Genomic DNA, 24,601 nt, shown 5'->3' with positions numbered 1-24,601 from the left:
GCCCTGGAGTCCATGCGGTTCGCCGCCTACGTCCGCACGCTCGGGCAGCACATGGTGAACGCGGGCCAGGCCCTGACCGAGGCCAAGGCCGCCATCCCCGAGCCCGAGTCGATGTGCTACGCCGACCCGGAGAAGGACAAGGCCCGCCAGGAGCGCGAGGAGAGCAAGCGCCAGGAGGCGATCAACCAGCTCAACCGGCTGTCGTCGTACTACAGGACGACCGGGGAGAGTCTCCGCGCGGCGGAGGAACCGGACTTCAAGCCGCTGCCTGATGCCAGGGAGGAAAGGCAATCCGGCCCGGGTACGTCGGCCGCAGCACCAAGCGGAGGGGCTAAGGCGTCGGCGACTTACCGCGACTCGGGTACCGCTTTCGATAGGAGCATCTCTGTCAGAGAAGGGCCGGAAGTACGCTCTTTCCCTGTCACTGACCCTTCCGCTCCCGTATTCGAACGTTCTACGAACACGAAACTCGACTCCGTAATCCCTCTCCCTGTTGCCGAGCAGCGGCCACAGACCGCAGTGCCTGTGCCTCCTCAGCAGTCTGCCGGCCCGTCCTCTCCTCCGCCGGTGGCTCCGATGCCGACCACTGGACCGACTCGGCAGACGGGTCGTGCCCCCAGCAGCGGCCGACCGTCGGTTGGCACTGGCGGAGGCAGCGTTTCGCCACGAGGCCCGGTGAAGGACGGCATCATGGGCGGCACGCCCCGCCATGCGGGCAACCCCGCGCCCGGGGCCGGAACTCCACGCGGAACTGTCGCCGGTGACCGTGCTCACGCGGGCCGTCCCATGGGCGGCTACCCGGGTGCCGCAGGAGGCGGGGCCCCAGCGGGCAGGAGCGTGCCTCCCGGGCGTCCCTTCGCTCCATCACCGGGTAGTCCGGCGGGAGCGTCCCGTACGGGAAGTGGCTTCAGAGGCGCGAGTTTCACACCAGGCGGCACCGGACTTGTCAGGGGAAACACCACCCCGGGCATGGCGGGGCGGCCGGTCGGCACGAATTCGCCGTCGGAGAACCGACGGCGTGGGCAGGACCGTCCCGACTACCTTGCCGAGGACGAGGAGACCTGGGCAGGGCGGCGGGACGTGGTGCCGCCGGTCATCGACTAACTCCGAGGAAGTGCACTGTCCCATGCGATCCCATGCCCTACCCCCACAGAGGCGAGCACTGACCTTGGCCGGTCTGTTCACGGCCATGCTCATGTCTCTGGGTCTGTTCGCACCCCCTGCCTTCGCGAGTATCAGGCCGGACCAGCAGTGGTACCTCGACGCCATGAACGCCTCAGGGCTGTGGAAGGTCAGCAAGGGCGAAGGCGTGACGGTCGCCGTGGTCGACTCCGGGGTGAAGCCGATCCGCGGTTTGGAGGGCAGGTTGCTGCCGGGGAAAAGCTTCGCTTCGAAAGCTCCCGAGCCTCACGAAGACATAAGCGGCCATGGGACGGACATGGCCGCGTTGATCGCCGGCTCCGGGGCAGGGAACAGCCTCCGCGGTCTCGCTCCCGAAGCGAAGATCCTTCCCGTGCGGACACACACCAAAGCGGACTTCGTCACCAGTTGGGACAAGACACTCGTCAACGCGATCCGATATGCGGCTCGGAGCGATGCCAAGATCATCAATATCTCGCAGGGTGTCTCCAACCTGGACGATGAGACCCTTGCCGAGATGCAAGACGCGATTGACGAAGCCAACGAGCGCGGCAAGCTGATCTTCGTTGCCTCAGGGAATGACGGCCGTCGGGTGGAAACGCGGGACTACCCCGCTGTACTTCCAGGCGTCGTGCCAGTAGGAGCGGTAGACAAGAAAGGGACGGTGGCCGACTTCTCCAACTACGGCCCCCACCTGGTTCTCTCCGCTCCCGGCGATCCCGGCGGTACAAGTGTGGCGTCCGCGATCGCTTCCGCCTCCGCCGCCCTCATCTGGGCCGAGCACCCCGACTGGACGCACCACCAGGTCCTGCGCGTGATGATCGAGACGACGGGGATGTCGCAGCGGGGCGAGGAGCCCAGCATGTACCTCGGGCACGGCATCGTCAGACCCGCACAGGTCCTGGTCGACGGTGACGGCGACCCCGGGCCGGCGGATGTGAGCCCGATCTTCTCCAAGTACTACGCGTCCCTCGAGGCCTCCAAGTCCCCCTCCCCCGAGGACGGCAAGGGCGGGAACGAGGGACCGCCCACCGCCAAGCCCGGCAAGGACAGCGAGCAGGCAGTCGCGCAAGGGGAAACCGACGGCGGCGGACCGCCCTGGACGGCCATCGGCATCGGAGCCGCGGCACTCGTCGCCGTCGCCGCGGTCGTCACCGCCGTCGCCTTCCGGCGCCGGGCACAGGCACAGCCCCGGTACTGAGGGGCAAGGGGGGTGGGCCGATCCGTTCGGCCTACCCCCAGTCGCGGCCGGAACGGCCGCGCTTGACGTCGGAGCGGTGCTTCTTGTTCCGCAGCCGCCGCTCGTTGATTCCGCGCGGAACCTTGCCCTTCTTGCGCGGGCGCGGCGGCGGCGCGGTCGCCTCCGCCAGCAGCGAGGCCATGCGTACGGCCGCGGTCTCGCGGTTGCGCCACTGGGAGCGGTGCTCGGCGGCCCGTACGACCAGGACTCCGTCCACCAGCCGTCCGGCCAGTCGCTCCAGTGCCCGTTCCTTCCACACCTCGGGCAGTGCCTCGGTGCGCGCGAGGTCGAAGCGGAGCTCGACCCGGCTGTCGCTGGTGTTGACGTGCTGGCCGCCGGGCCCGGACGAGCGGGAGAAACGCCAGGTCAGCTCGGCCTCCGGCAGGGAGACCGAGCCGCGGATGAGGTAGGGCCCGGACATGGCTCCCATGATCCCGCCCTCCGGGCCCGCCGTCACGGCGTTTTCCCCGCCCTCCGGCTCCCCTCCCGCCCGCCACCTCGGCGGGGAGGGTGAAGAAAGCAAAGAAACATGGAACCCGGTCCCCCACCGTCGGCGTTGGAGAGGGTAGGAAATGGACCAGTAAGGGCCAGCACGGAAACACCACAGAAGGGCATCCCCATGGCTGTAAGCCTGTCCAAGGGCGGCAACGTCTCGCTCACCAAGGAGGCCCCCGGCCTGACCGCCGTGACGGTCGGCCTCGGCTGGGACGTCCGTACGACCACCGGCACCGACTTCGACCTCGACGCCAGCGCCATCGCGGTCAACGCGGGCGGCCAGGTCTACTCGGACCAGCACTTCGTCTTCTTCAACAACAAGGCCACCCCGGACCAGGCGATCGTCCACACCGGTGACAACCGCACCGGCGAGGGCGAGGGCGACGACGAGCAGATCAACGTCAACCTCGCGGCGCTGCCCGCCGACATCGACAAGATCGTCTTCCCGGTCTCCATCTACGACGCCGAGAGCCGCAGCCAGAACTTCGGCCAGGTGCGCAACGCCTACATCCGCATCCTCAACCAGGCCGGCGGCTCCGAGATCGCCCGCTACGACCTGAGCGAGGACGCCGCCACCGAGACCGCCATGGTCTTCGGCGAGCTGTACCGCCACGGCGCGGAGTGGAAGTTCCGCGCGGTCGGCCAGGGCTACGCCTCGGGCCTGGCCGGCATCGCCAAGGACTTCGGCGTCAACGTCTGACCAGTTCGACGCCTCGCGAGGGCGCCCGGCACCGCGTGCGGTGCCGGGCGCCCTCCGCGTTTCCTCGGGGAGTTGCCCACATATAAGCCTGAAGGCATAATTCAGGTGTGAGCTGGGAGGTCCTCCTGGTGGAGGAGGTGGAGCTGTGGCTCCTGGAGTTAGCGGAGACGAGTCCCGCCGAGGCCGATGACGTGGTTGCCGCGATCGACCTTCTGGAAGAGCACGGCCCGACCCTCGGCAGGCCCTTCGTCGATCGCATCAAGGGGTCGGCGTACCACAACATGAAGGAGCTTCGCCCTCGCACCTCCGCCGGCGCCGAGTACCGCATCCTGTTCGTGTTCGACCCGATCCAGCAGGCCGTCCTGCTCGTCGCGGGCGACAAGTCCGGGCAGTGGACCCAGTGGTACAAGGACAACCTCAAAGTCGCGGAGAAGCGCTACGCACAGCATCTGGAAAAGCTCGGCACGCGGAGAGCCGACGACTGACGCCCGGTGTACGGAGCGACACCACATCTCAAGGGGATGCCATGAAGAGTTGGAAGGACGTCCGGCCCGGGATCGTCACCGACGAGACCCGCGTCGCCGAACGCCGCCGGGCCATGGCGTCGGAGGCCCGCGCCTACCGCCTCGCACAGATCCGGAAGGAGCGCGCGCTTCGCCAGGCCGACGTGGCGGCCGCGATGGGGGTGCGCCAGCCCCGGGTGTCGCAGATCGAGAACGGTGAGATCGACGCGACCGAGATCGCGACTCTCCGCTCGTATGTGGAGGCCCTGGGCGGACATCTGGAGCTGGTCGCCGATTTCGGCGACACGCAGGTACGGATTGCCTGACGCCTCGCGAGGGCGCCCGGCACCGCGTGCGGTGCCGGGCGCCCTCCGCGTTCCACGGCTCCCGTGCGTGGCAGGGGCAGGAGCAGCGCAGCGTGGTCACGCCCTCGCAGGGCGGCTCGGTCTCCTCTCCGTCGCGGCAGGTGCGGTGCTGCCCCAGGCGGCACGCCACCGAGCGGTGCTCCTCGCCCGCCTCCGGGGTGCGGAGCTCGTCCACGAGCCACTGCGGAGCGTCGGGCGGGGCGAAGCGGCGGCCACCCGCCGCGCCGGGCGGTGCCGGGTGTGGATCGGCTGGTGCAGGAGTTGGGCACCGCCCGAGGCGCCACCAGGAAGGCGTCGGTGCTGCTGACCGAGCAGGGCATCGTGCAGACACTCGTAGTCGTCGGCAAGGGATCGTTCGTCGTCGAGCGAAAACCCGGGGAGACCGGCCCCGGCGACGACGAGGAGTAGCCCAGCCCGGCGGGCGTACGCGCGCCCCGCCGTGCCACCATCGCTTCCGTGCTCGACATCGGCTACTCCCTCTCCCGCCGTTTCCCCGACCCGCCGCAGACCGACTACCGCTCGGCGGACGTACGGGCGCTGCGGCACGACCTGTTCTGCGGCGATGTCTACCTCGCGGACACCGAGACGGACCGGGAGCTGTCCACCGCGCGCGGCACCGTGCCGGTGCTCGACTTCGCCTGGGCGCTGTGCGACATCGCCGAGCGCCTCGACCGAGACCCGCTCGGCAGCCGCGCCTCGAAGCCGCAGTACGCCGAGCTGGACTTCGTGGAGTCGGCCGACAGCCTCCACTTCGCCCGCCGCTTCGGCTGGGTGGACGTCACCGCGGACTGGCTGCCCGCCGACGAGCCGCCGCTGACGGTCAACCACGGTGAGCTGCGCCGCGAGGCCCGCGACTTCCTGCACGACCTGATCGCCGACCTCACCGACATCCACGAGGGGCTGGGCGACAACCCAGTGGTCTGGGACCTCCAGGCCCGCTTCCCCAGGGTGTGAACCCGCCGCCCCAAGGACCCCTCCCCAACCGCCTTGACCTCAAGCCCACTTGAGATTGGAGAGTGGTCACCGCCGGTCCGGCGGCCGCCGGACCGGCGGTGACCATCCACCACAGCCACGGGGAGAGACCATGCACGCCGTACGTCTGCACGCCTTCGGCCCCGCCGAGAACCTCCGCTACGAGCGGGTCCCGGACCCCGAGCCCGGCCCCGGCCAGGTGCGGATCGCCGTCGCGGCGGCCGGGGTGCACCTGGTCGACACCGCCCTGCGCGAGGGGTTGCGGCTCGGCCCGGTGCCCACACCCGCCGAACTGCCGACCATCCCCGGACGGGAGGTCGCCGGCACCGTGGACGCGCTGGGCGAGGGCGTCGATCCGGCGTGGCTGGGCCGCCGCGTCGCCACCCACCTGGGCATGGCGCCCGGCGGGTACGCCGAGCTGGCCGTCACCGGTACCGAGCGGCTGCATCCGCTGCCCGGCAGCCTGAGCGAGGACCACGCCGTCGCCCTGGTCGGCACCGGCCGTACCGCCATGGGCATCCTCCGCTTCGCCGAGCTCTCCTCCGCCGACACGGTGCTGGTCCTGGCCGCCGCCGGAGGCATCGGCTCGCTCCTCGTCCAGTACGCCCGGCACAGGGGCGCCACCGTCGTCGGCGCGGCGGGCGGGCCGGAGAAGGTACGGACGGTGGAGGAACTGGGCGCGGACCTGGCGGTGGACTACACCCGGGGCGACTGGGCCGAGCGGATCCGGGAGAAGTTCGGGGACCGGCCCGCCACGTACCTCTTCGAAGGCGTCGGCGGCGCTCTCGGCCGCAGCGCCACCGCCCTCCTCGCCCCTGGCGGCTCCCACCTCTCGTACGGCTACGCCTCGACCGGCTTCTCACCCGAGGGACAGACCGTGCTGAGCGAGGAGGAGCAGCGGGAGCTGGGGGTCACCTCGCTCTCGGTGCTGGGCAAGCCGATGTTCGACCGCGTCGGCGGCATGGGGAACATCCGGGTGCTGGAGGAGGAGGCCGTGACGCTGGCCGCCGCGGGCGTCCTCGTCCCGCCCGTCCACCACTTTCCGCTAGCCCAGGCCGCCCGCGCCCACCGCGCGCTGGAGACCCGCGCCACGCTGGGCAAGGTCGCCCTCGTCCCCTGACCGGCCGCGGCCCCGCCCCGGGGCCGCGGCGGGGCCGGGTCCGGCCGTCAGGCCGTCAGGCCGTCAGGCCGTCAGGCCGCCGGACTGTCAGGGGCGGCGCCGTGCAGGAAGAGGTCGACGACCTCCCGCACGCGCCGGTCGGCCGGAGACGGCGCGGGGCGTTCCTGCGGGGGCGTCGCCAGTTCCCCGGGCATGGGCTGGAGCGTCCCGGCCAGTTCCATGAAGGCCATGGCCAGGAAGCCGGGCTCGGCCTCACGCAGCTCCCCCGAACCGACCGCGCCGGCCATCAGCTCGGTGACGGGCTCGATCAGGGCGCGGACGTAGGCGCGGGAGATCTCGGTGCGCCGCTCCTCGTCGAGGTGGCGGGTGGCGTAGTAGATCTGGTCGCCGAGGGCGGAGTCGTACGTTCCGCGGGCGTACGTGCCGGCGACCGCGAGGAGCTTCTCCCGCAGTCCGCCCTCCGTGCGCAGCGCCCCGTGCAGGACGGCCGCGGTCTCCTCGACGTAGCGGTGTGCGACCTCCATGAACAGTGCGGGCTTACCGCCGGGGAAGTGGTGGTAGAGGCTGGCCTTCTTCACGTCCACCACCTTGGCGATCTCGTCGAGGGAGACGCCGAGGTAGCCGCGTTCGGTGAGCAGGCGGGCGAATTCTTGGCGGGCGCGGTCGCGGGTGTCGGGCTGGCGTGGCATGGCGGTTCGAACTCCTCTGCGAGTGGACCGGCCGGGCCCGGCCGGCCGGATGACCGGCGCCGTGGGTCCGGCCACGGCACTAAACCCACCTATCGATAGGTAGGTTTGGCAAGCGGCAAGGCACCCGAGAGCAGCGGCGGCCAGGGGGCCGCGGAAACCCCGGGGCCCGCCCGGGCCGCGTGACGCGGCCCGGGCGGGCCCGGTCCCATGGGGGGGTCAGCGCAGGTAGACGTTGGGCTGGGGCGGGGTGCTCATGCCCTGGCCCAGGAAGAAGCTCGGGTGCGGCGGCTGGTTGTAGGCGGTGTTCTGCCAGGCCAGCGCCACCCGGTACTGCGCGTCGTGGACCAGCGTGTGCAGCTTCAGGCCGGTCGTGGCGGTGGTGGCGTAGATGCGCAGCGCGGAGTTGTCGCCGTGCCGCCAGATCACCTCCTCGCGCCAGTCGCCGAACAGGTCGCCGGAGAGGACGGGCGTGGACTTCGTGCCGTTGCTGGAGGCCACCCCGCTGCCGGTCAGCAGACGGGTCTCGCCGCCGGTGCCGTACTTGTCGATCCGGGTGCCGTCGAGCAGTTCGCGCACCGGGTCGCCGTCCCACCAGGCGAGGAAGTTGGCCGAGGACGGGTTGCGGCCCACCTCGCCGCCGGAGGCGTTGCGCAGCCGGTCCATGTTCGGGCCCGAGCCCCAGAACTCGGCTCCGGCGTTGCCCGCGTATATGTCGCCGGCCGCGCCGCGTCCCGGACCCTCGCTGCCGCTGGTGGGCGTGCGGTGGATGACCTGGCCGGTGCGGGCGTCGTGCAGGTCGGAGCCGGGCTGGTTGCCGGGCTCGTGGATGGTGAAGACCTCCAGGCCCGGACGGGAGGGCGCGAAGTCGCCCACGTGCAGGGCGTCGCCGTGGCCGAAGCCGGTGGCGTACATCAGGGTGCCGTTGTCGTCGACCGTGGCCGATCCGTAGACGATCTCCTGGCGGCCGTCGGAGTCCACGTCGGCGACGGAGAGCTGGTGGTTGCCCTGGCCGTAGGCCGCGCCGTTGCCGGAGGCGTTGGAGTCGAACAGCCAGCGCCGGGTGAGCTTGCCGTCTCGGAAGTCCCAGGCGGCGATGGTGGCGCGGGTGTAGTAGCCGCGGGCCATGATCAGGGAGGGCCGGGTGCCGTCGAGGTAGGCGGTGCCGGCCAGGAAGCGGTCGACGCGGTTGCCGTAGGAGTCGCCCCAGGAGGAGACGTTGCCGCGGCCGGGCTCGTAGTTCACGGTGTCCAGCGCGGCGCCGGTCAGGCCGTCGAACATCGTCAGGTACTCGGGGCCGGTCAGGACGTAGCCGCTGGAGTTGCGGTGGTCGGCGCTCGCGTTCCCGATGACGGTGCCGCGTCCGTCACGGGTGGCGTCGGCGGTCTTCATGGCGACCTCGGCCCGGCCGTCGCCGTCGTAGTCGTAGACCTGGAACTGGGTGTAGTGCGCCCCGGCGCGGATGTTGCGGCCCAGGTCGATGCGCCACAGCCGCTGGCCGCTGAGGCGGTAGGCGTCGATGTAGACGTTGCCGGTGGTGCCGGACTGGGAGTTGTCCTTGGCGTTGTCCGGGTCCCACTTGACGACCAGTTCGTACTGCCCGTCGCCGTCCAGGTCGCCGGGGGAGGCCTCGACGGGGGTGTGGGTGGAGCTGGGACGGGAGAGCGGTACGTCCAGGTGGTCGCCGCCGGTGAAGCGCAACGAGGGCGCGGATGCGGCCTGTTCGGCGCCGTTGACCACCGCGCGCACGGTGTAGGAGGCGTCGGCCGGGGCGCCGGCGTCCAGGTGGTTGGTGGAGCCGGTGATGGGCGAGGAGTTGACCTTCGTCCCGCCCCGGTAGAGGTTGAAGGCCGTGTCGCGGCTCTCGGTGCCCAGCAGGCGCCACGAGACCAGGTTGCCCGTGCCCGAACGGACCGATACCAGGCCCCGGTTCAGGTCCTCCATCTGCTTGGCGTTCCCGGCCGGGGGCTCACCGCTCCCCCCGTCCCCGCCGCCCACCTCCACCAGGCGCCACTGCTGGTTGTGGCCGCCGGTGTCGGTGTACTGGGAGATCCGCGCGCCGTCGGCGGTGGACCACTCCCACACGTCCAGCGCCTTGCCGCTGTGGCGGTTGATCAGCCGGACGTGGCCGCCGTCGGAGTCGGCGACGCGGAACTGCTGGTTGGCGGAGTCGTTGTCGGTCCACTGGACGACGTTCGCGCCGTCGGCGGTGGAGCGGGCCTCCACGTCCAGCACCTTGCCGCTGTGGCGGGCCGCGATCCGGTACCAGCCGTCACCGGAGGGGACGAAGCGGAACTGCTGGTTGGCGCCCGTCCCCGGCGTCCACTGCACCACGGAGGCGCCGTTGTCGGTGGAGCGTTCGAAGACGTCGATCGCCTTGCCGCTGTGGCGGGAGACGAGCTGGTAGTAGGCGGAGGTGTCGATCTCGGCGGCGTCGGCATCCTGCGCGGGCAGGGCGACGAGCGAGACGGCGGCCAGCAGCGCGGCCGACGCGGCGGCGTACAGCCCTCTCAGGCGGGAGCGGGGTCTGGCGGACGTGCTGTGGGCAGGCATGGCGGCTCCTAGTAGGGGGTGGCGCGCCCACGGGTGGGGGAAGAGCCTTGGTGAATCGATTCATCGACGCGCCGGGCGGAGACGTACGCGCCAGGGCGCCGACGGAAGGTGTGGGAGCGCTCCCGAGACGATAGAGGCGGCCGTGACGGGACGGCAAGAGTCGTGCACGGAACACCCCGTCGCCCCGTTCGCCCCGCCCGGGCGGACCGGGCGGACCGGGCGAGGCGAACGGGGCGGGGCGGCGGACGCGGGCCGGAGGGACGGGATCCGCGGGTCAGCCCGCGGAGGGGCCGCTCCACCCGGCCGGAACGTGCCCCACGCGCACCCGCTGCGGATGGTCGCCGACGGGCACGGAGGCCACCTTCCGGCCGGTCGCGAAGTCGATCGCGGTGACCTGGTCGGCCCCGCTCTCGGAGACCACGCAGTGCCTGCCGTCGCCGCTCACCGTCGCCCAGTACGGCTTGGAGACCGTCACCAGCGGCCCCTCCTCCAGCGTCCCGCGGTCCACGACGGTGGCGTAGTCGTCCATCGTCCCGGCGACACACAGCTTCGTGCCCTGCGGGTTCATCGACATGCCGTGGTGGCGCGAGTCGTTGACCCAGGTGGTGCGGTCCTCGTCGGTGGCCGGGTTCTTGGGCAGCTCCTTGACCCGGGTGATCTCGTCGGCGGCCACGTCGTACTCCAGGAAGCCGTTGAAGAACGACACCTGGAAGTAGAGCTTCGACTCGTCGGGGGTGAAGGCCACGGGCCGCACCGAGTCGGAGAGGTCCTTGCGGCCGAAGGCGTCCAGCCGCTCGCGCATGTCGACGACCTTCACCTGCTCGAAGGTGGCCGCGTCGACGACCGTGATCCGCCGGTCGCCCTTCGTCCAGTCCAGCCAGGGGGCGTCGAGGTCGTTGTTGACCTCTCCGATGGACATGTTCCAGATGTGCCGGCCGCCGTCGGTGAAGACGTTCTCGTGCGGCTTGTCGCCCGTCCCGAACGATCCCACCTCCTTCCCCGTCACGATGTCCAGGACGTGGACGGTGTTGGACGTGGAGGCCGACACCGCGACGCGGCGGCCGTCGGGCGAGACCGCCATGTGGTCGGAGCGGAAACCCGACACCGGGAAGCGCCAGTTGACCTTCCCCGTGGCCACGTCGATCGACACCACGTCGGCGAAGCTGGGCCGGGAGACGACGACGGCCGAGCCGTCCGGGGTGGAGTACATGTCGTCGACGTACTGGTCGTGGCCCTCACCGACGGTCTGGCGGATGCCGAGGAAGAAGGCGAGCCTGATCGGGTTGAGGTAGATCTCCCTCATCCGCTCCTTCCTGTCGGGGATGACGTCGATCCGGCCGACCTTCGCGTAGTCGCCGGTGGACTCGATGACGTCGGCGGTCCCGTCCCAGTTGTTGCCGACGAACAGCACCTCGTTCAGGCCGCCGCCCGCCCCCGCGGCCCCCGCGTCGCCGGGCGTGGCGGAGGCGGGTACGGCGGCCGCGGCGGCCAGGACGAGGGCCGCGGCGCATCCGCCGATCCCGCGGGCTCGGCGGGACGGGCGGGACGGGCGGGAGGGGCAGTGTCGCGGGGAGGGGCTGTGGGGTGACGGTGTGGGCGTCATGGCGCGCTCCCGGTTCGGACGGACGGGTTTAGTTACCGGGGGTAACGTAGCGGCCCGGAGGATCGTCGGCCAGATGCACGACAAGCCGGATTCCGCCGCGCCGCCCATACTCGTCCGCGTGAACCAGTCGCCACCGCCCCGCTCCCACCGGTTCCGGGACCGGCGCCACACCAGGTACGACTTCCTCGACCCGATCCTCGTCACCTGCCCGGCCTGCGGCGCGCAAGCGCGCGTCGTCAGGATCCCGCACGAGCCGGGCCACCCCCTCTATCCGGCTCTCGCGCCCCGGCGGCTGGTCCGCCGCGCCTGCGCACTGTCCCGGACGTGGAAGGGTGGGGGCCCGGTCTTCCACCGGAGTCCGGGCGGGACCGCCCGGGACCCGTACTTCGGCGTGCCGTTGCGGTTGCAGACCCGGACCCGCCACGGCCTGCTGTGGGCCCACAACCCCGAACACCTCGATCTGATCGAGCGGTACGTGCGGGCGTCGCTGCGCGAGAGGGCCCACTGGTACGACATCGGCACGGAGAAGACGCTGGTGGCCTCCCTGCCCGTGTGGACCAAGCGCGGAAGGAACCGCGACGAGGTCCTGAGAGCCGTCGGCCGCGTCCGTGCCGCGTCACCGGACTCCCGACGTGCCGCCACAGCGGGAAAACGGCTCGCCGGCCGCCGCGTCCGCGGCCTAGGGTGAGCGTCGCGCGGGGGCGGCTCCGCGGCGCGCTTCCTTCTCCACCTCTTCTCTCAAAAGAATCCCGAGCGCGCCCTCTCCCCGCCCCCGTGCCGCTTCCGCCGAACGTTCCGGCTTCCCGCCCGGACACGGCTCTCCAGGCTTCCCAACGGGGGGTTGCAGCATGGCTGCCACACGTACCGGCGACCGTACCCGCGTCACGACGAACACGGCCGCGGAGGATCTCGAGGGGCTGCTGCTGCGGCGGCTCTCCACGGTGTACGTCGGCGCCCCGGCGGACGGCGGACAGGCCGGGCCCGGGGTGAACGCCGACGGGCTGACCGCCCTGGAGGCCGACCTGGCCGGACGCGGATACGTCCTGACCGCCCCGCTGCGCTCCGCGCTCGCCGCCCTGCCGCCGGCCGGTCTGGCGGAGCACGGCATCCGCCTGCTCGGCCGGATCGACGCGCTCCTCGGCGCCGACCGCAGCCACGAGCCGCTCTTCCGCCACTTCCCCGATTCCGTACCGGACCACGCGCACAGCCTGTACAGCGAGCGCGTCCTGTCCTTCCTGCTCGCCCAGCCGCACCAGCCGTGCGTGGTGTGCGGACGCACCGGCGACATCGGCGCGCTCGCGCCGTGCGCCCACCTGGTGTGCTCCGAGTGCCTGCGCGACACCACCCGGCTGTGCGGCTGCGAGGGGGGCGCCGACTTCTTCGCCCCCTGCTGCCCGCTGTGCCTGACCACCGTGACCGACCGGGCGAACCCCTATCTGGACCCCGCCGCGTCGCGACCGGATTCCGGCGCCCCGGCCGGGGCGCGGAAGCGGTCGGCCGGACGGGAGGACGCACCGGCGAGCACGTCGGCGGACGCTTCGCTGCGCCCCCTGCGGCTGGGCGAGAAGACGGGCGTGCGGGTGGCCGCACGCGCGGTGCTGGCCGACCTGCTGGCCCGGCGTACCCCGCTGTCCCCGCAGGACCGCGAGGATCTGGCCGCCCTGCTGCCGCACGCCGGCCCCGGCCTGGACTGGCTGCCGGAGGACGTCCCGGTGCGCGAGACCAGGGCCGCCGTCCTGGCCGCCCTGCTGCGCGCCCCCGAGACCGCCGCGTCCGCGCGGGAGGTGCTGCGCGACCGCCTCGACACCGCCACCGACGTGCTGCGCCTGATGTGGGCGTACTCCGGCGGCGAGCCGGACCTGCTGGAACCGCCGCGCCTGCGCTCGCTGCCGCGCCCGCTGCGCCGCGAACTCCTCGGCGTGCTCGACGCCCTGCCGCCCGGGCCGGTGGCCGAGGACATGCTGCGCCGGCCCGAGGCGTGGAAGCGCGCGGGTGAGGTGCTGCACCCGTTCGAGTACCGGAACCGCTTCCCGCGCGCCGCCGTGGCGTTCGCCGCCGTACGCGACACCGACCTGACGGCGGCGCGGGCCGAATGGCTGCTGGAGGCCGCCACCGCCCTCCCCGGCGACCGGACGCGGCTGGTCGCGGGCCGTCCCGGCGGGGCGGTCCGTCTGGCGGTGCGGACATTCGCCTCCGAGGCCGAGGAGCTGCTGGCCCGCGGGGACACCGGGGGAGCCACCGAGCTGCTGCTGCGCCGCCCCGGCGAACTGGTGCGCCGTCTGCACCGGTTGCTGCGCGTCCACAGCATGTGGAACGCGGGTGACGAGAACGCCCCCGGCCTCCCGCCGGGGTTGCTCGACGGCCTTCCCGCGGCCCTGCGCCGCGTCGGCCCCGGGCCGCTGCTGGGCGCCTGGGGACGGCTGCGCGTCCCGCACGAGGCGGGCGAGCGGCGGGTGTTCTTCCCGCGCGGCGCCATCGCCCTGGCCCACGGTGTCGACGACCACGCCCCGCCGGTGCCGCGCGCCGCGGCGGCGGCGGTGTGCGTGCCCCTGGAGGCCGAACTGATGCTCCGGGCACGCGAGTCGACGGGCGAACCGGCCGGCGTGTCCGTTCTGGACGCCGCGCTGACCGATCTGGCGGTGCCGTTCGCCGAGCGGGCGGCGTCCAGAAGCCTGGTGGCCCTGCCACGCGGCAGCCGCCGCCCGCTGCCCGCCACCGGACGGCTGCGGCTGTTCCTGCACTGGACGGAGATGCGGGGGCAGCGTGTCGACCTGGATCTGTCGGTGGCGCTGTACGACGCGCAGTGGCGCTTCGTCGGCCTGTGCGACTACACCCGTCTGGTCTTCGGCGCCCGCGCCGCCGTCCACTCCGGCGACTTCACCTCCGCGCCGCCGCCGCACGGCGCGACGGAGTTCGTCGACCTGGACACGCCCGCGCTGGCCCGGGCCGGCGCCCGGTACGCGGTGGTCGTGGTCTTCAGTTACAACGACGTGCCGTTCGAGGACCTGGCCGACGCGTTCGCGGGCTTCATGCCCCTGGCCGAGCGCGGCCGGGAGCACGGCGGGAGCCCCGGCCGCGCATACGACCCCCGCCAGGTCCGGCAGCGCTTCGACCTGGCCGGGAACGCCCGGGTGTGCGTCCCCATGGTCCTGGACCTCCAGGAGCGCGGCAGCCTGTGGACGGACGCCAACCTGTCGGCGGCCGGCGGCCTGCACAACGTGTACCGCCACCGCGATCGCCTGGGCCGGCTCGCCTCCGACCTGACCGCCCACTTCGCGTCCGGCACCCGCGCGACCGTCTGGGACCTCGCCGTCCGCCTGGCCGCGGCCGCCTCCCCGCGGGTGTGGGTCCGCTCGGCCGACGGGCTCTCCCTGGACCACTACCGGATCGGGGAGTGGGAGAGCGCGGAGGGTTTCGCCACTCGGATCGCGGAGGGGTACCCGGACGAACGGCACACCGGCACCCCGGCGCGGAACGCCCGGCTCCTCGCGGACTCCACAGGCGCGGACGTCCGCTTCGCGGCCCTGGTCGACGGCGATGTGCCCGCCCGGTGGGAGAACTGCCTGCTCTACCGCCTCTTTCCCGGGCCCCTGGACGCCGGTCTCGGCCCGGACGCCCGCCTCCTGGCCGCCTCCGACCTCCTCGCCCGCTTCGCCCCGGCCGAGGAGTGATCACCGGCCAGGGCATCAGAGGGCTTCACGGCTCCTCCGGTTCCTCCGGCTGCCCCGGTTGCTCCGGTCCCTCCGGCTGCCCCGAGGCTGCCCCTGCCGCCTCAGCCCGCCGAGCCCGCCGCCCTGTGCGCCACATCGAGGATGATCTTGTTCTTGCCCGTGGTCACCCGGAAGCCCGCCCGGCCCCCGCCCTCGGGATCGACGCCGACGCCGAAGAGCGTCTCGCCCTCGAAGTAGCTCACCAGCCGCAGTTCGCGGATGACGGGGGTGTTCTTGCCGCCGTCGTCGAAGTCGGGGTCGGGCACGGCCCGGAGGAAGGAGATCTTCAGGTCCTGGTCGCCCCTGAGGGGGATGACCTCACCGGAGCCGTCCTGGTGGAGGGTGTCCACGTACTCGGCGACGAACCGCGGGGTGCCCTCGTCGAAGTCGAAGACGACCCGGTCGTAGGTTTCGTGGATTCCCACCCGCACCCCGCGCAGTTCCGGGAAGTCGTTCACGCCCGCGTCCCGGGCGGCCCCCGTCTTGCGGGAGGTGTCGCGCAGCAGCACGCCCTCCGGCCCGCCCCCGGACGGGGACGAGGACGGCGGCGAGGAGGTGGAGGGGGACGTGCCGGCGGACTCGGAGGGCGTGGTGCTCCGCCCGGCGTCCTCGGACCGGTCGGACGTCGCGGCCGTACTCGTGCCGCCTCCCGCTCCCTCCTCCCCCTCCGCCCCGCCGCAGGCCGCCACGAGGAGGGCCGACGCGAGGGCGATCGCGGTCATGGTCGTACGACGTGTCACTGCGCGCTCCTGAACGTAGGCTGCCGGGCTCCGGGAGCCCGCTCGATACTGGTCTGTTGCCGAGTGGGCCGGATGCCAACCACCCAACCCGCACGATCCAGCCAAAGGTGTCGTTCCCGCCTCATTCCCTCCGGACCGCACCGTTCCGGCCTTCCTCGCACCGGCACCATGGACCGTCCGGCGGTCCGCCGTGAAGCCCCCTGACCCGGCGGGCCGCGGCGGCGGCACCGCGCGCGGAGGCCGTGTGCATTGAACGCCGGACTTGGAGCATGAGTAGAGATATGGCTCCGTCTCCCCCGTCCCCCGCCGACTTCGAGGCCATATTCCGCGCCACGACCTCGCCCCTGCTGGTGCTCAGCACCGATCTGGTGATCGTGGAGGTCAACCGCGCCTGTGAGGAGGCTACGTTCCGCGAGCGGGACGAGGTGGTCGGACGGCACGTCTTCGACGCCTATCCCGCCAACCCCAACGACCCGGACGGGGGCGGCATACACGACCTGGACGCCCTGTTCCGGCGTGTCCTGACGACCGGGGCGGCCCAGTCCCTGCCCGTCCTGAAGTACGACGTGCCCTACTCCGGCAGCCCCACCGGCTTCCGCGAGAAGTACTGGAGCCCGGTCAGCAGCCCCGTTCTCAGCCCCGGCGGGGAGGTCGCCGGACTTCTGCACCACGTCGAGGACGTCACCGGCTTCCACGAGGAGCTGGCCCGCATCGAACACGCCTACCGGCACACCGACACCCCGACGGCCCGCACCCACAACGCCGTCGCCCAGCGCGGTTACGAGCGCCATCTGGCGCAGGCCGCGTACGACCTCAGGCGCTACCGGGAACTGGAGCAGGAGGCGGCCCAGCTCAGACGGGCCATGCGCAGCCGCGCGACGATCGACCAGGCCATCGGCATCGTGCAGGCCGAGCGGCGCTGCGGCCCCGAGGACGCCTTCCAGATCCTGGTGACCATCTCCCAGCGCACCAACACCAAACTCCGCGACATAGCCGCGGGCCTGGTGAGCCTGGCCGAGACCGACGCACCGGGGCCCCTCCTGCCGGACACCCCGCGACGGATCGCCGGCGGCCGTGGCGGCCGTGGTGGACCCGACGGCCCCGGCGGCCCCGACGACTGCGACGGCCGGTGACGACCGTGGCCGCCCCGGGGAGCTCGGGGCGGCCACGGCGACCGCGACGCGGCCGGTTCCGACCGGACCCGGCCGGCTCGACGGCCGGGCGGCTCAGTCGTCCACCGCGTCCATGACGTCGGCGAGGTCGACGAACTTGAATCCGGTCGCCTCGCGGCCGTCCTCGGCCGGAGTCTCGCGCCCGTCCTGGACAACGAGCAGGCCGTCCGGATACCGCGCCCCCAGCGGCGCGTTCAGCACGGCGGCGCCGTCGCACTCCTCGGAACCGTCGAGGGTGCGCGAGGCGGCCGTGACGCGGAAGCCGCCCTCGTACTCGTTGCCGTCGCCGAGCTCGCGGTCGTAGAGCGCGAAGGTGTCGTCGCCCTGGCTGGAGGCGATCACGTATCCGTCGCCGTCGCGTTCGGTCAGCAGCGTCAGGCCCTCGACGTCGGCGGCCAGGTGCTCGCCCCCGTAGCCCGGGTCGGCGCCGGCCGGCAGGCACTCGTCGCTCGCCTCGTCGTACGCGGCCGGAACGCCGTACTCGCGGACCCTGTCGATCAGTTCGGGCGTGCCGGTGAGGTCGGCGCGCATCCGCCAGATCCCCACGTCCTCCTGCCCGGCGTAGAGCATGCCGTTCGCCGGGTCGACGACCATGCCCTCGACCTGCGGCAGTTCACCCGGTTCACCGCACGGGGACCAGACGGCGCCGTTCGGCAGGCGGAAGGAGGCGGGCAGGTCCAGGGTGCGGACCCGGCGGTAGCCGACGGTGCCGCCGGCGCGGGGGACGATCTCCAGCAGGGCGACGGTGGTGCGGTTGTTGCGGCTGACCAGGGCGTACGAGCGGCCCGTCGAACGGTCGGTCCAGGTGGCCAGGCCGTAGGCGGTCTCCTCCTCGTTGATCTCCTCCTGGTCCGCCGAGAAGACCGGGGCGGCCGCGGGGTCGGTGACGTCGGTGAGCGGGCCGCCGGGCCGGTCGCGGTCGATGCGGTGGAAGCGCAGCCGGTCGTGGCCCCGGTCGCTGACGACGGCGAGGTCGGCGCGCCCGTCCGGCAGGCGCAGGCCGTGCAGGAGGTCGACGTTGTTGAAGCGGCCGGGTGCGTCACCGGGCGCGGCGGGCGGCGGCGCGGGGACCGACTGGATCCGGCGGGCGTCGAGGTCGTAGACCCGCAGGCCGCCCTCCTTGGCCGTGGCCACGACCAGGCTCCGGCCGGGGTCGGCGGGGTTGCGCCAGATGGCGGGGTCGTCGGCGTCGGCGTTGCCGCCCTCCTCGTCGTCGTACAGCGCCTCCGTCTCGGCCCGGGGAGTGACGGAGGGCAGGGCGGACGAGCCGGAAGGGCCCGCGTGGGCGGGCGCGGCGGAGACGGCGAGGGCGGTGCACAGCAGCAGGGTCGCCAGTCGGCCTGATCGGCGCACGGTCACGGACGTCTCCTCTGGTCGGGGGCGCGGAAACCTCCGAAGGAGCCTGGGCCGACGGGGTTACCGGACGGTTTCACTCCGCCGACGCGCGTATGCCCACACCGTGCATTCAGCCCCGGGCCGGTCCGAACGGCCCCGCCTCGGCGCGGCCCCGCCTCGGCTCCATCACAGCCTCGGGCCGGCCGCGCCGAGCCGGGCCGGACCACGGGCTGCGCACCCCGCCCGCACCCGCCCGCCCCGCCTCAGCAGGGCTCCTTCTCCCGCTCCTCCGCCACTGAACCGCGGGCCCTCCGCCGCCCCGACCAGGCCGCGCCTCCCAGGCTCAGCGCCCCGATGCAGGCGATGGCCGCCATGGCCCAGTGGCCCGTACCGCCGCCCGGGCGGAGCGCCAGCGCGACGTTGATCGCGCCCACCACGACCCAGCACAGGGAGCCGAGGGCCTGGAACATCCAGCTCTTCTCAGACGACACGGCATCACCTCCCCGTGCCCGTCTGCCCCTTCGGCGGGCGGGAAGTCACGTCCCGGGCCGGGGCCCGCGACCACCCGGTACGCGAAGGCCCTCACCCGGCCCCGTCCGTCCGCCCCGTCCGCCGCCGCGTGTCGAAACCCCACAGGACGCCGACGATCCGGCACAGCAGTACGACCGCTGCCAGGACGGTGGCGGTGCCCGCGACGGCCCTCGCGGCGGAGCCCTCCACACCGAACAGGAGGACCGGACTCGCCAGGACCAGCCACACCGCCCCCGCGAGGAGGGCCGCGGAGACGACGGCGTAGCCGATCTCCACCGTGATCGCGTCCCGCTCCGCCTGATCGTGTGCCATCGTCCCGTCCTTCCCCCGGCCGTGATGTGGGACTTCCCGCATCCGGACGCGCCGGAACCTACCAGCCGGGGTCGCGGTACGGCGCCCGGCCGTCATGTCTCCCGGAGAGTCCCCGCGGGTGCGCGGCGGGCTCGGCGGGGCCACACGAAGAAGACGACCACCGCCGCCAGGAGGGTGAGGACCGCCGTGACGCCCATGGCGTCCGCGACACCGAGCGAGAAGGAGCCGGCCTGCGGCGCATCCGGCCGCACGACGCCCGGCACGGCTGCGCGACGCCGCTCGCCGCGGCCGGGGTGGCTCCCCGCGTGGTGATGGAGATCCTGGGCCACAGCCAGATCAGCATCACCATGGACGTCTACACGCACGTGGCGCAGGACACGCAGCGGGAGGCGATCAGCCACATGGACCGGCTGCTCAGGCGCCGCCTCGATCGCGGGTGACCGCCCTCGCTGATGTCACCTGTGGATGTCAGAAGCCCCGAGCCGGTCTCGGCTCGGGGCTTCTTCCCTGTTCGGGCGTGGAGCCGCCTGTCGGGTTCGAACCGACGACCTTCGCTTTACAAGAGCGGCGCTCTACCAGCTGAGCTAAGGCGGCGTGTGCGGCGGCGCCGCGGGACCGGCGGGGCCTCGGCGCGTACGCAGTGTGCAGTGTACCTACTTCCCGGCGCCGGCCCGGAGCCTTTCGTGACCGTGGAGGTACTGACAAGACAACCCCCGGCGGGTTACCGTCAGCCCACGTTCACACAGGTTCACACATGTGGAACACGACCTTTACTCGGATCGTCCGGCACGTTCCTGCCGGTGAAGGAGACAACCGACCATGGCCTCGGTCACGTACGACAACGCCACCCGGATCTACCCGGGCAGCGACAAGCCCGCCGTCGACAAGCTGAACATCGAGATCGAGGACGGCGAGTTCCTCGTCCTCGTCGGCCCCTCCGGCTGCGGCAAGTCCACCTCCCTGCGCATGCTCGCGGGCCTGGAGGACGTCAACGGCGGCGCCATCCGCATCGGTGACCGCGATGTCACCCACCTTCCGCCGAAGGACCGGGACATCGCCATGGTGTTCCAGAACTACGCGCTCTACCCGCACATGACCGTCGCCCAGAACATGGGCTTCGCGCTGAAGATCGCGGGCGTGCCGAAGGACCAGATCCGCGCCAAGGTCGAGGACGCCGCGAAGATCCTGGACCTGGAGCCGTACCTGGACCGCAAGCCCAAGGCGCTCTCCGGCGGTCAGCGGCAGCGTGTGGCGATGGGCCGCGCGATCGTCCGCGAGCCGCAGGTGTTCCTCATGGACGAGCCGCTGTCGAACCTCGACGCCAAGCTCCGCGTCCAGACCCGCACCCAGATCGCCGGCCTCCAGCGCCGTCTGGGCATCACCACGGTCTACGTCACCCACGACCAGACCGAGGCCATGACCATGGGCGACCGGGTGGCGGTGCTCAAGGACGGTCTGCTGCAGCAGATCGACTCGCCGCGCCACATGTACGACAAGCCGGCCAACCTCTTCGTCGCGGGCTTCATCGGCTCCCCGGCGATGAACCTGGTCGAGGTGCCGATCGCCGACGGCGGCGTGAAGTTCGGCAACAGCATCGTGCCGGTCGAGCGCGACGCCGTCGCCGAGGCCGCCAACAAGGGCGACAAGACCGTCACGGTCGGTATCCGTCCCGAGCACCTGGACATCGCGGGCGAGGGCAGCGACGCCGGTCTGGCCGTCACCGTCAACGTCGTCGAGGAACTGGGCGCCGACGGTTACGTCTACGGCACCGCCCAGGTCGGCGGCGAGGCGAAGGACCTGGTGGTCCGCGTCGGCGGCCGCGAGGTGCCGGAGAAGGGCGCGGTCATCCACGTGGTGCCGCGCGCCGGTGAGGCCCACGTGTTCTCCACCTCCACCGGTGAGCGCCTGACCGACTGAACGGCCGAGCACGGCCGAGCACGGCCGAGCCGTCGACGGCTGAGCGGCCGTCCTCCGAACGGCCGGCAAGGGGCCCGTACCTCCGCGAACCGCGGGCGTACGGGCCCCCGGTCGTCCGGCGGTTCCCGGGGCCGCGCCGCCCGCGGTCCGCGTCAACACGAGGACACCGCCGCACCTGGGACTACGGGGTTTTCCGTCACTCGCGAGAGTGACCGAATGTCGCCAAATCACCACTCCTCGCTACCATCGCAAACGCCCCGGAACGGGCTTCCCGACACCCGATACCGTCCTTCGCGAGGAAGACTCCACAGTGAATCAGGCAGCGCGCCGCATCGGCCGAACTCTCGCCCTCGTCCTCCCGGTCGTCCTGGTCCTGTCCGGGACCCTCGCCGTCACCGCCGTTCCCTGGGCGCCGCAGTCGGGGACGCAGGTGCTGACCGCCTCCGCGGAGCGGACGGCCCCCCGCGACAGTCCCCGCGCCCCGCACGAGGTGGTGCGCGACCGGCTCGTCGCCGAACTCCAGCAGAAGGACCCGGGCACCGCCCTGACGGGCCTGCAGAAGGAGATCGCCCGCCGGCCGTCGCTGGCGCGGCACTGCACCTCCATCGCCCGCGCGCTGGGCCGGGCCGCGGTCCAGAAGTACGGGCCCGCGCGCGCCCACGCCTACTCCCGGCCCGTGTGCGACACCTCCTTCGCCGCGGGCGTCGCCGACGCCCGCTGACCGACCGGCGCGGCCCCCGGGTGCGAGGGGGCTGCTCCGCCGTACGTACCGTGCCTCCCACCTCTTTCACGCCTCCCGCGTGCTCGGGCGCGGCCGCGCGGAGCGGGCGCCGGAGGAACCCGGGAACGGGTGCGCTTATCGTCACCGCATGACACTCGACGACCAGCTCGCGCACACGTATCCCACCCAGGCCGTGGTCCTGGCCGGCGGCCAGGGGTCGCGGCTGCGTCCGTACACGGACGACCGCCCCAAGCCGATGGTCGAGATCCCCGGCACGGGCACCCCGATCATCGGCCACCAGCTCGCCTGGCTGGCCGCCGAGGGCGTCACCGACGCCGTGGTCTCCTGCGGCCATCTCGCCGAGGTGCTCCAGGAGTGGCTGGACGGTGCCGGCCTGCCGCTGCGGGTGACGACCGTCGTCGAGAAGGAGCCCCTCGGCCGAGGCGGCGGCCTGAAGTACGCCGCCGCCTCCCTCCCCCGCCCCGACGAGCCGTGGTACGCCACCAACGGGGACATCTGGACGCGTTTCTCGCTGCGGGAGATGGCGGAGTTCCACGCCGAGCGCGACGCGACCGCGACTCTCGCGCTGGCCCGCCCGCGCATCCCCTGGGGCGCCGTGGAGACCGACGAGTTCGGTCACGTCCTGGACTTCATCGAGGCCCCGCCCTCGCCGTACCTGATCAACGCGGGCATCTACGTCTTCTCCGCGCCCTTCACGGCGCTGCTGCCCGACCGCGGCGACCACGAGCGGACCACCTTCCCCCGGCTGGCGCGCGAACGCGCCCTGGCGGGCTTCCCGATCCCGCAGGGCGCGTACTGGCGGGCCATCGACACCGCCAAGGACCTCAGCGAGGCCGCCAGGGAGCTCGCGGGCCACGGCCGTTCCCGTTAGTCCGGCCCTGTCGGTCCGTTCCGGGTGTGCCCCGGTGGGCGTCACCGGGGCCGCGCCGTGGCCCGCGCGAGGGTCCCGTTCAGCCCAGGAGGCCGCCCAGTGCGCCGCCGCCGCTGCCGCCACCGTCGCCGGAGCCCGCTCCTCCGTCGCCCCCGTCTCCGTCGTCCTCGCCGCCGCCCGTACCGCCCGCGGCGCCGGTGTCCCCGGTGCCGCCCGGGCCGCCGGGGCCGGTCGGAACGTCCGGCTCGGGCACGGGCGGGGCGGCGGGCTGCCGCGGCGCCTCCACCGTCTGCCCCTGGCTCGGTGTGCCCGGCCGCTCCCCGGTGCCGGTGCTGCCCGCGCTCGGATTGGCGTCCCCGGTGCCGGAGGTGGACGGGCTCGGCGACGAGCCGTCGCCCGCCCCCGGCACCCCCGCTCCCGTGCCCGAGGTGGACGGGCTCGGACCGCCGGTGGACCGCTGCGGCAGCGGCGAGCCCGGCTGGTTGTTGGTCAGCGGCTCGCCCGGCCGGGGCACGGTGGCCAGTTGCGCCGAGCGCACCGCGCTGCCCAGCACCGAGCCGACCAGCAGCGTCAGGCCGAGCACCACCGCGGCGACGGCCGCGCCGCGCCGCAGTACGCGCCGGCGCAGCTCCCACACCTCCACGCGCGGGCCCAGCCGCCGCCAGGCCTCGCCCGCCAGGCGCGCGTCCAGCGAGTAGTACGGCGCCCCCGCGATGACCAGCGGGCTCCAGGCGGCCAGGTAGATGAAGTCCGGGGCGTCGTACACCGGGACCGTGCGCCAGCTCACCGTCAGGATCAGGGCCGCCGACAGCAGCGCGCCGAGGCCCGCGGCGGCCCGCTGCCACAGCCCCATGAAGGTCAGCACGCCGATGACGATCTGGAGGAAGGCCACGGTGAGCCCGGCGCCGACGGGGTGGTCGACCGCGAAGTCGCGCAGCGGGGCGGCGACGGCCCACGGCTGGAGCGAGCCCAGCCAGGCCACCAGGGAGCCGCGCTCGTCGCCATCGAAGTAGACCGGGTCGCAGAGCTTGCCCATCCCGGCGTAGACGGAGACGAAGCCGAGGAGGATCCGCAGGGGCAGCAGTACGACGCCGAGGTTGATGCGGCGGTCGGGGTAGAAGCCGTGCCGGGCGTGGCGGCGGGCCTCCTCGCGCGGGTCCTCCTCCTCGTAGCCGTCCGGCCCGTCGTATCCGTCGTCGTAGCCGTCCGGCCCGTCGTCGTACGCGTCGCCGTACCCGTTGCCGTACCCGCCGTCGCGGTCACCGGCGGCGGGCTCGTACGGCTCGCCGGGCTCGTACCGCTCGAAGGGGCGGAGCGGGGCGCCCGGTGCGTCCGACGCGCCGTACGCGCCCCCGGCCGGGCGCACACCCGCCGGCAGCGGGCGCTCGGGCGGCCGGGGTGCGCGGGGGGCGATGATCGTGGGACCGCCGCTGCCGGGGGTGTCGTCGAGGGCGGGGAGCACCGTGGTGCGCGGGCCGCCGTCCGGGCCCGGCGCGGGGCGCGGCACCACGCGCGGCAGCACCTGTGTGGTGGCGTTGCCCGCCTCGTCCCCGCCGGCGCCGTCCGCGCCCGCGCTCGCGCGGCGTACCGCCTGGAGCAGCCGGGTGGCCCGTACGTCGCCGGGCTCCGTCCGGCCGCTCCACACCACGGGCGCGCGCCGCCCGGCCGCCGGGCGGCGGACCGGGACGGCGCCGTGCGCCGCCGGCGGCACGTCGGCCCCGGTCAGCACGCGGCCGCGGGGCGGCGGCGAGGCGAGCCGCACCCGGAAGCTGGCGTGGTTGACGACGACCTCGGCCGGGTCGCTGGGCACCTTGACCGTGCTCAGCACCGGCTCGTCGTCGAAGAAACCGCGGGGTGTTCTGGTGTCCACACTCATCTAACCGAGTGACGGACG

Annotated in this window: 22 protein-coding genes, 1 tRNA gene and 1 pseudogene; 14 read left to right on the top strand and 10 right to left on the bottom strand. The window is 73.0% G+C overall.

Features of this window, described 5'->3' with window-relative positions:
* The first annotated feature begins 1,168 nt into the window (after positions 1-1,168).
* On the top strand, positions 1,169-2,341 hold the full coding sequence (locus tag BMY40_RS12970) for a S8 family serine peptidase (RefSeq protein ID WP_177213988.1): 1,173 nt from the start codon (positions 1,169-1,171) through the stop codon (positions 2,339-2,341).
* A gap of 31 nt (positions 2,342-2,372) precedes the next feature.
* Here BMY40_RS12970 and arfB read toward each other — a convergent pair whose 3' ends face one another.
* Positions 2,373-2,810 (bottom strand): alternative ribosome rescue aminoacyl-tRNA hydrolase ArfB, encoded by a 438-nt coding sequence (gene arfB, locus BMY40_RS12965; RefSeq protein ID WP_093659181.1) that lies wholly within the window; start codon positions 2,808-2,810, stop codon positions 2,373-2,375.
* Positions 2,811-2,999: 189 nt separating this feature from the next.
* On the opposite strand from arfB, the gene BMY40_RS12960 reads away from it, so the two are divergent.
* From BMY40_RS12960 to BMY40_RS12935, 6 genes are all read left to right on the top strand, one after another.
* On the top strand, positions 3,000-3,575 hold the full coding sequence (locus tag BMY40_RS12960) for a TerD family protein (protein ID WP_093658871.1): 576 nt from the start codon (positions 3,000-3,002) through the stop codon (positions 3,573-3,575).
* Between the two features lie 107 nt (positions 3,576-3,682).
* Positions 3,683-4,060 carry a type II toxin-antitoxin system RelE/ParE family toxin gene (locus tag BMY40_RS12955; RefSeq protein ID WP_093658869.1) on the top strand — a complete coding sequence of 126 codons (378 nt, stop codon included), beginning with the start codon at positions 3,683-3,685 and terminating at the stop codon, positions 4,058-4,060.
* Positions 4,061-4,101: 41 nt separating this feature from the next.
* Positions 4,102-4,404, top strand: coding sequence for an XRE family transcriptional regulator (locus tag BMY40_RS12950; RefSeq protein WP_093658867.1), 303 nt, complete (start codon positions 4,102-4,104; stop codon positions 4,402-4,404).
* Between the two features lie 279 nt (positions 4,405-4,683).
* Positions 4,684-4,851: a hypothetical protein gene (locus tag BMY40_RS12945; RefSeq protein WP_177213987.1), complete on the top strand. Its 168-nt coding sequence runs from the start codon at positions 4,684-4,686 to the stop codon at positions 4,849-4,851.
* A gap of 48 nt (positions 4,852-4,899) precedes the next feature.
* Positions 4,900-5,397 carry a hypothetical protein gene (locus BMY40_RS12940; RefSeq protein WP_093658865.1) on the top strand — a complete coding sequence of 166 codons (498 nt, stop codon included), beginning with the start codon at positions 4,900-4,902 and terminating at the stop codon, positions 5,395-5,397.
* A gap of 130 nt (positions 5,398-5,527) precedes the next feature.
* Positions 5,528-6,535, top strand: coding sequence for a zinc-binding dehydrogenase (locus tag BMY40_RS12935; RefSeq protein WP_093658863.1), 1,008 nt, complete (start codon positions 5,528-5,530; stop codon positions 6,533-6,535).
* Between the two features lie 71 nt (positions 6,536-6,606).
* On the opposite strand, the gene BMY40_RS12930 is transcribed toward BMY40_RS12935, so the two are convergent.
* The 3 genes from BMY40_RS12930 to BMY40_RS12920 form a co-directional block, all read right to left on the bottom strand.
* Positions 6,607-7,224 (bottom strand): TetR/AcrR family transcriptional regulator, encoded by a 618-nt coding sequence (locus BMY40_RS12930; protein WP_093658861.1) that lies wholly within the window; start codon positions 7,222-7,224, stop codon positions 6,607-6,609.
* A 216-nt stretch (positions 7,225-7,440) separates the two neighbouring features.
* A complete protein-coding gene (locus BMY40_RS12925) occupies positions 7,441-9,774 on the bottom strand; it encodes a rhamnogalacturonan lyase family protein (RefSeq protein ID WP_093658859.1) in 2,334 nt (777 codons plus the stop codon).
* 274 nt (positions 9,775-10,048) lie between these two features.
* Positions 10,049-11,377: a YncE family protein gene (locus BMY40_RS12920; protein ID WP_107436764.1), complete on the bottom strand. Its 1,329-nt coding sequence runs from the start codon at positions 11,375-11,377 to the stop codon at positions 10,049-10,051.
* A gap of 118 nt (positions 11,378-11,495) precedes the next feature.
* Here BMY40_RS12920 and BMY40_RS12915 point away from each other — a divergent pair, with 118 nt between their 5' ends.
* Complete coding sequence (locus BMY40_RS12915; RefSeq protein ID WP_093659177.1) at positions 11,496-12,065, top strand: hypothetical protein; 570 nt, start codon at positions 11,496-11,498, stop codon at positions 12,063-12,065.
* Between the two features lie 160 nt (positions 12,066-12,225).
* Complete coding sequence (locus BMY40_RS12910; RefSeq protein WP_107436763.1) at positions 12,226-15,048, top strand: MXAN_6230/SCO0854 family RING domain-containing protein; 2,823 nt, start codon at positions 12,226-12,228, stop codon at positions 15,046-15,048.
* A gap of 101 nt (positions 15,049-15,149) precedes the next feature.
* On the opposite strand, the gene BMY40_RS12905 is transcribed toward BMY40_RS12910, so the two are convergent.
* Positions 15,150-15,827 (bottom strand): AMIN-like domain-containing (lipo)protein, encoded by a 678-nt coding sequence (locus BMY40_RS12905; protein WP_143071767.1) that lies wholly within the window; start codon positions 15,825-15,827, stop codon positions 15,150-15,152.
* A gap of 281 nt (positions 15,828-16,108) precedes the next feature.
* Here BMY40_RS12905 and BMY40_RS12900 point away from each other — a divergent pair, with 281 nt between their 5' ends.
* Positions 16,109-16,960, top strand: a complete 852-nt coding sequence (locus tag BMY40_RS12900; protein ID WP_177213986.1) for an ANTAR domain-containing protein — start codon at positions 16,109-16,111, stop codon at positions 16,958-16,960.
* A 93-nt stretch (positions 16,961-17,053) separates the two neighbouring features.
* On the opposite strand, the gene BMY40_RS12895 is transcribed toward BMY40_RS12900, so the two are convergent.
* From BMY40_RS12895 to BMY40_RS12885, 3 genes are all read right to left on the bottom strand, one after another.
* The gene (locus BMY40_RS12895) at positions 17,054-18,358 is read right to left on the bottom strand and encodes a phytase (protein WP_093658853.1); all 1,305 of its coding nucleotides are present in this window, start codon (positions 18,356-18,358) and stop codon (positions 17,054-17,056) included.
* Positions 18,359-18,597: 239 nt separating this feature from the next.
* Complete coding sequence (locus tag BMY40_RS12890; protein ID WP_093658851.1) at positions 18,598-18,825, bottom strand: hypothetical protein; 228 nt, start codon at positions 18,823-18,825, stop codon at positions 18,598-18,600.
* A gap of 91 nt (positions 18,826-18,916) precedes the next feature.
* Positions 18,917-19,177, bottom strand: coding sequence for a DUF6332 family protein (locus BMY40_RS12885; protein ID WP_093658849.1), 261 nt, complete (start codon positions 19,175-19,177; stop codon positions 18,917-18,919).
* 221 nt (positions 19,178-19,398) lie between these two features.
* Here BMY40_RS12885 and BMY40_RS12880 point away from each other — a divergent pair.
* Positions 19,399-19,617 (top strand): annotated as a pseudogene (locus tag BMY40_RS12880) (tyrosine-type recombinase/integrase); the annotation flags it as partial.
* Positions 19,618-19,695: 78 nt separating this feature from the next.
* On the opposite strand, the gene BMY40_RS12875 reads toward BMY40_RS12880, so the two are convergent.
* A tRNA-Thr gene (locus BMY40_RS12875) sits at positions 19,696-19,771 on the bottom strand.
* Between the two features lie 225 nt (positions 19,772-19,996).
* On the opposite strand from BMY40_RS12875, the gene BMY40_RS12870 reads away from it, so the two are divergent.
* From BMY40_RS12870 to BMY40_RS12860, 3 genes are all read left to right on the top strand, one after another.
* A complete protein-coding gene (locus BMY40_RS12870) occupies positions 19,997-21,094 on the top strand; it encodes an ABC transporter ATP-binding protein (RefSeq protein WP_093658847.1) in 1,098 nt (365 codons plus the stop codon).
* Between the two features lie 310 nt (positions 21,095-21,404).
* Complete coding sequence (locus BMY40_RS12865; RefSeq protein WP_093658845.1) at positions 21,405-21,815, top strand: hypothetical protein; 411 nt, start codon at positions 21,405-21,407, stop codon at positions 21,813-21,815.
* A 148-nt stretch (positions 21,816-21,963) separates the two neighbouring features.
* Positions 21,964-22,707, top strand: a complete 744-nt coding sequence (locus BMY40_RS12860) for a nucleotidyltransferase family protein (RefSeq protein ID WP_093658843.1) — start codon at positions 21,964-21,966, stop codon at positions 22,705-22,707.
* A gap of 79 nt (positions 22,708-22,786) precedes the next feature.
* Here BMY40_RS12860 and BMY40_RS12855 read toward each other — a convergent pair whose 3' ends face one another.
* Complete coding sequence (locus BMY40_RS12855; RefSeq protein ID WP_093658841.1) at positions 22,787-24,583, bottom strand: DoxX family protein; 1,797 nt, start codon at positions 24,581-24,583, stop codon at positions 22,787-22,789.
* Positions 24,584-24,601: the final 18 nt, after the last annotated feature.

Source organism: Streptomyces radiopugnans (assembly GCF_900110735.1).
Classification (GTDB): domain Bacteria; phylum Actinomycetota; class Actinomycetes; order Streptomycetales; family Streptomycetaceae; genus Streptomyces; species Streptomyces radiopugnans.
Note: the sequence above shows the minus strand (reverse complement) of the source record. Positions and strands in the feature narration are given on the sequence as shown.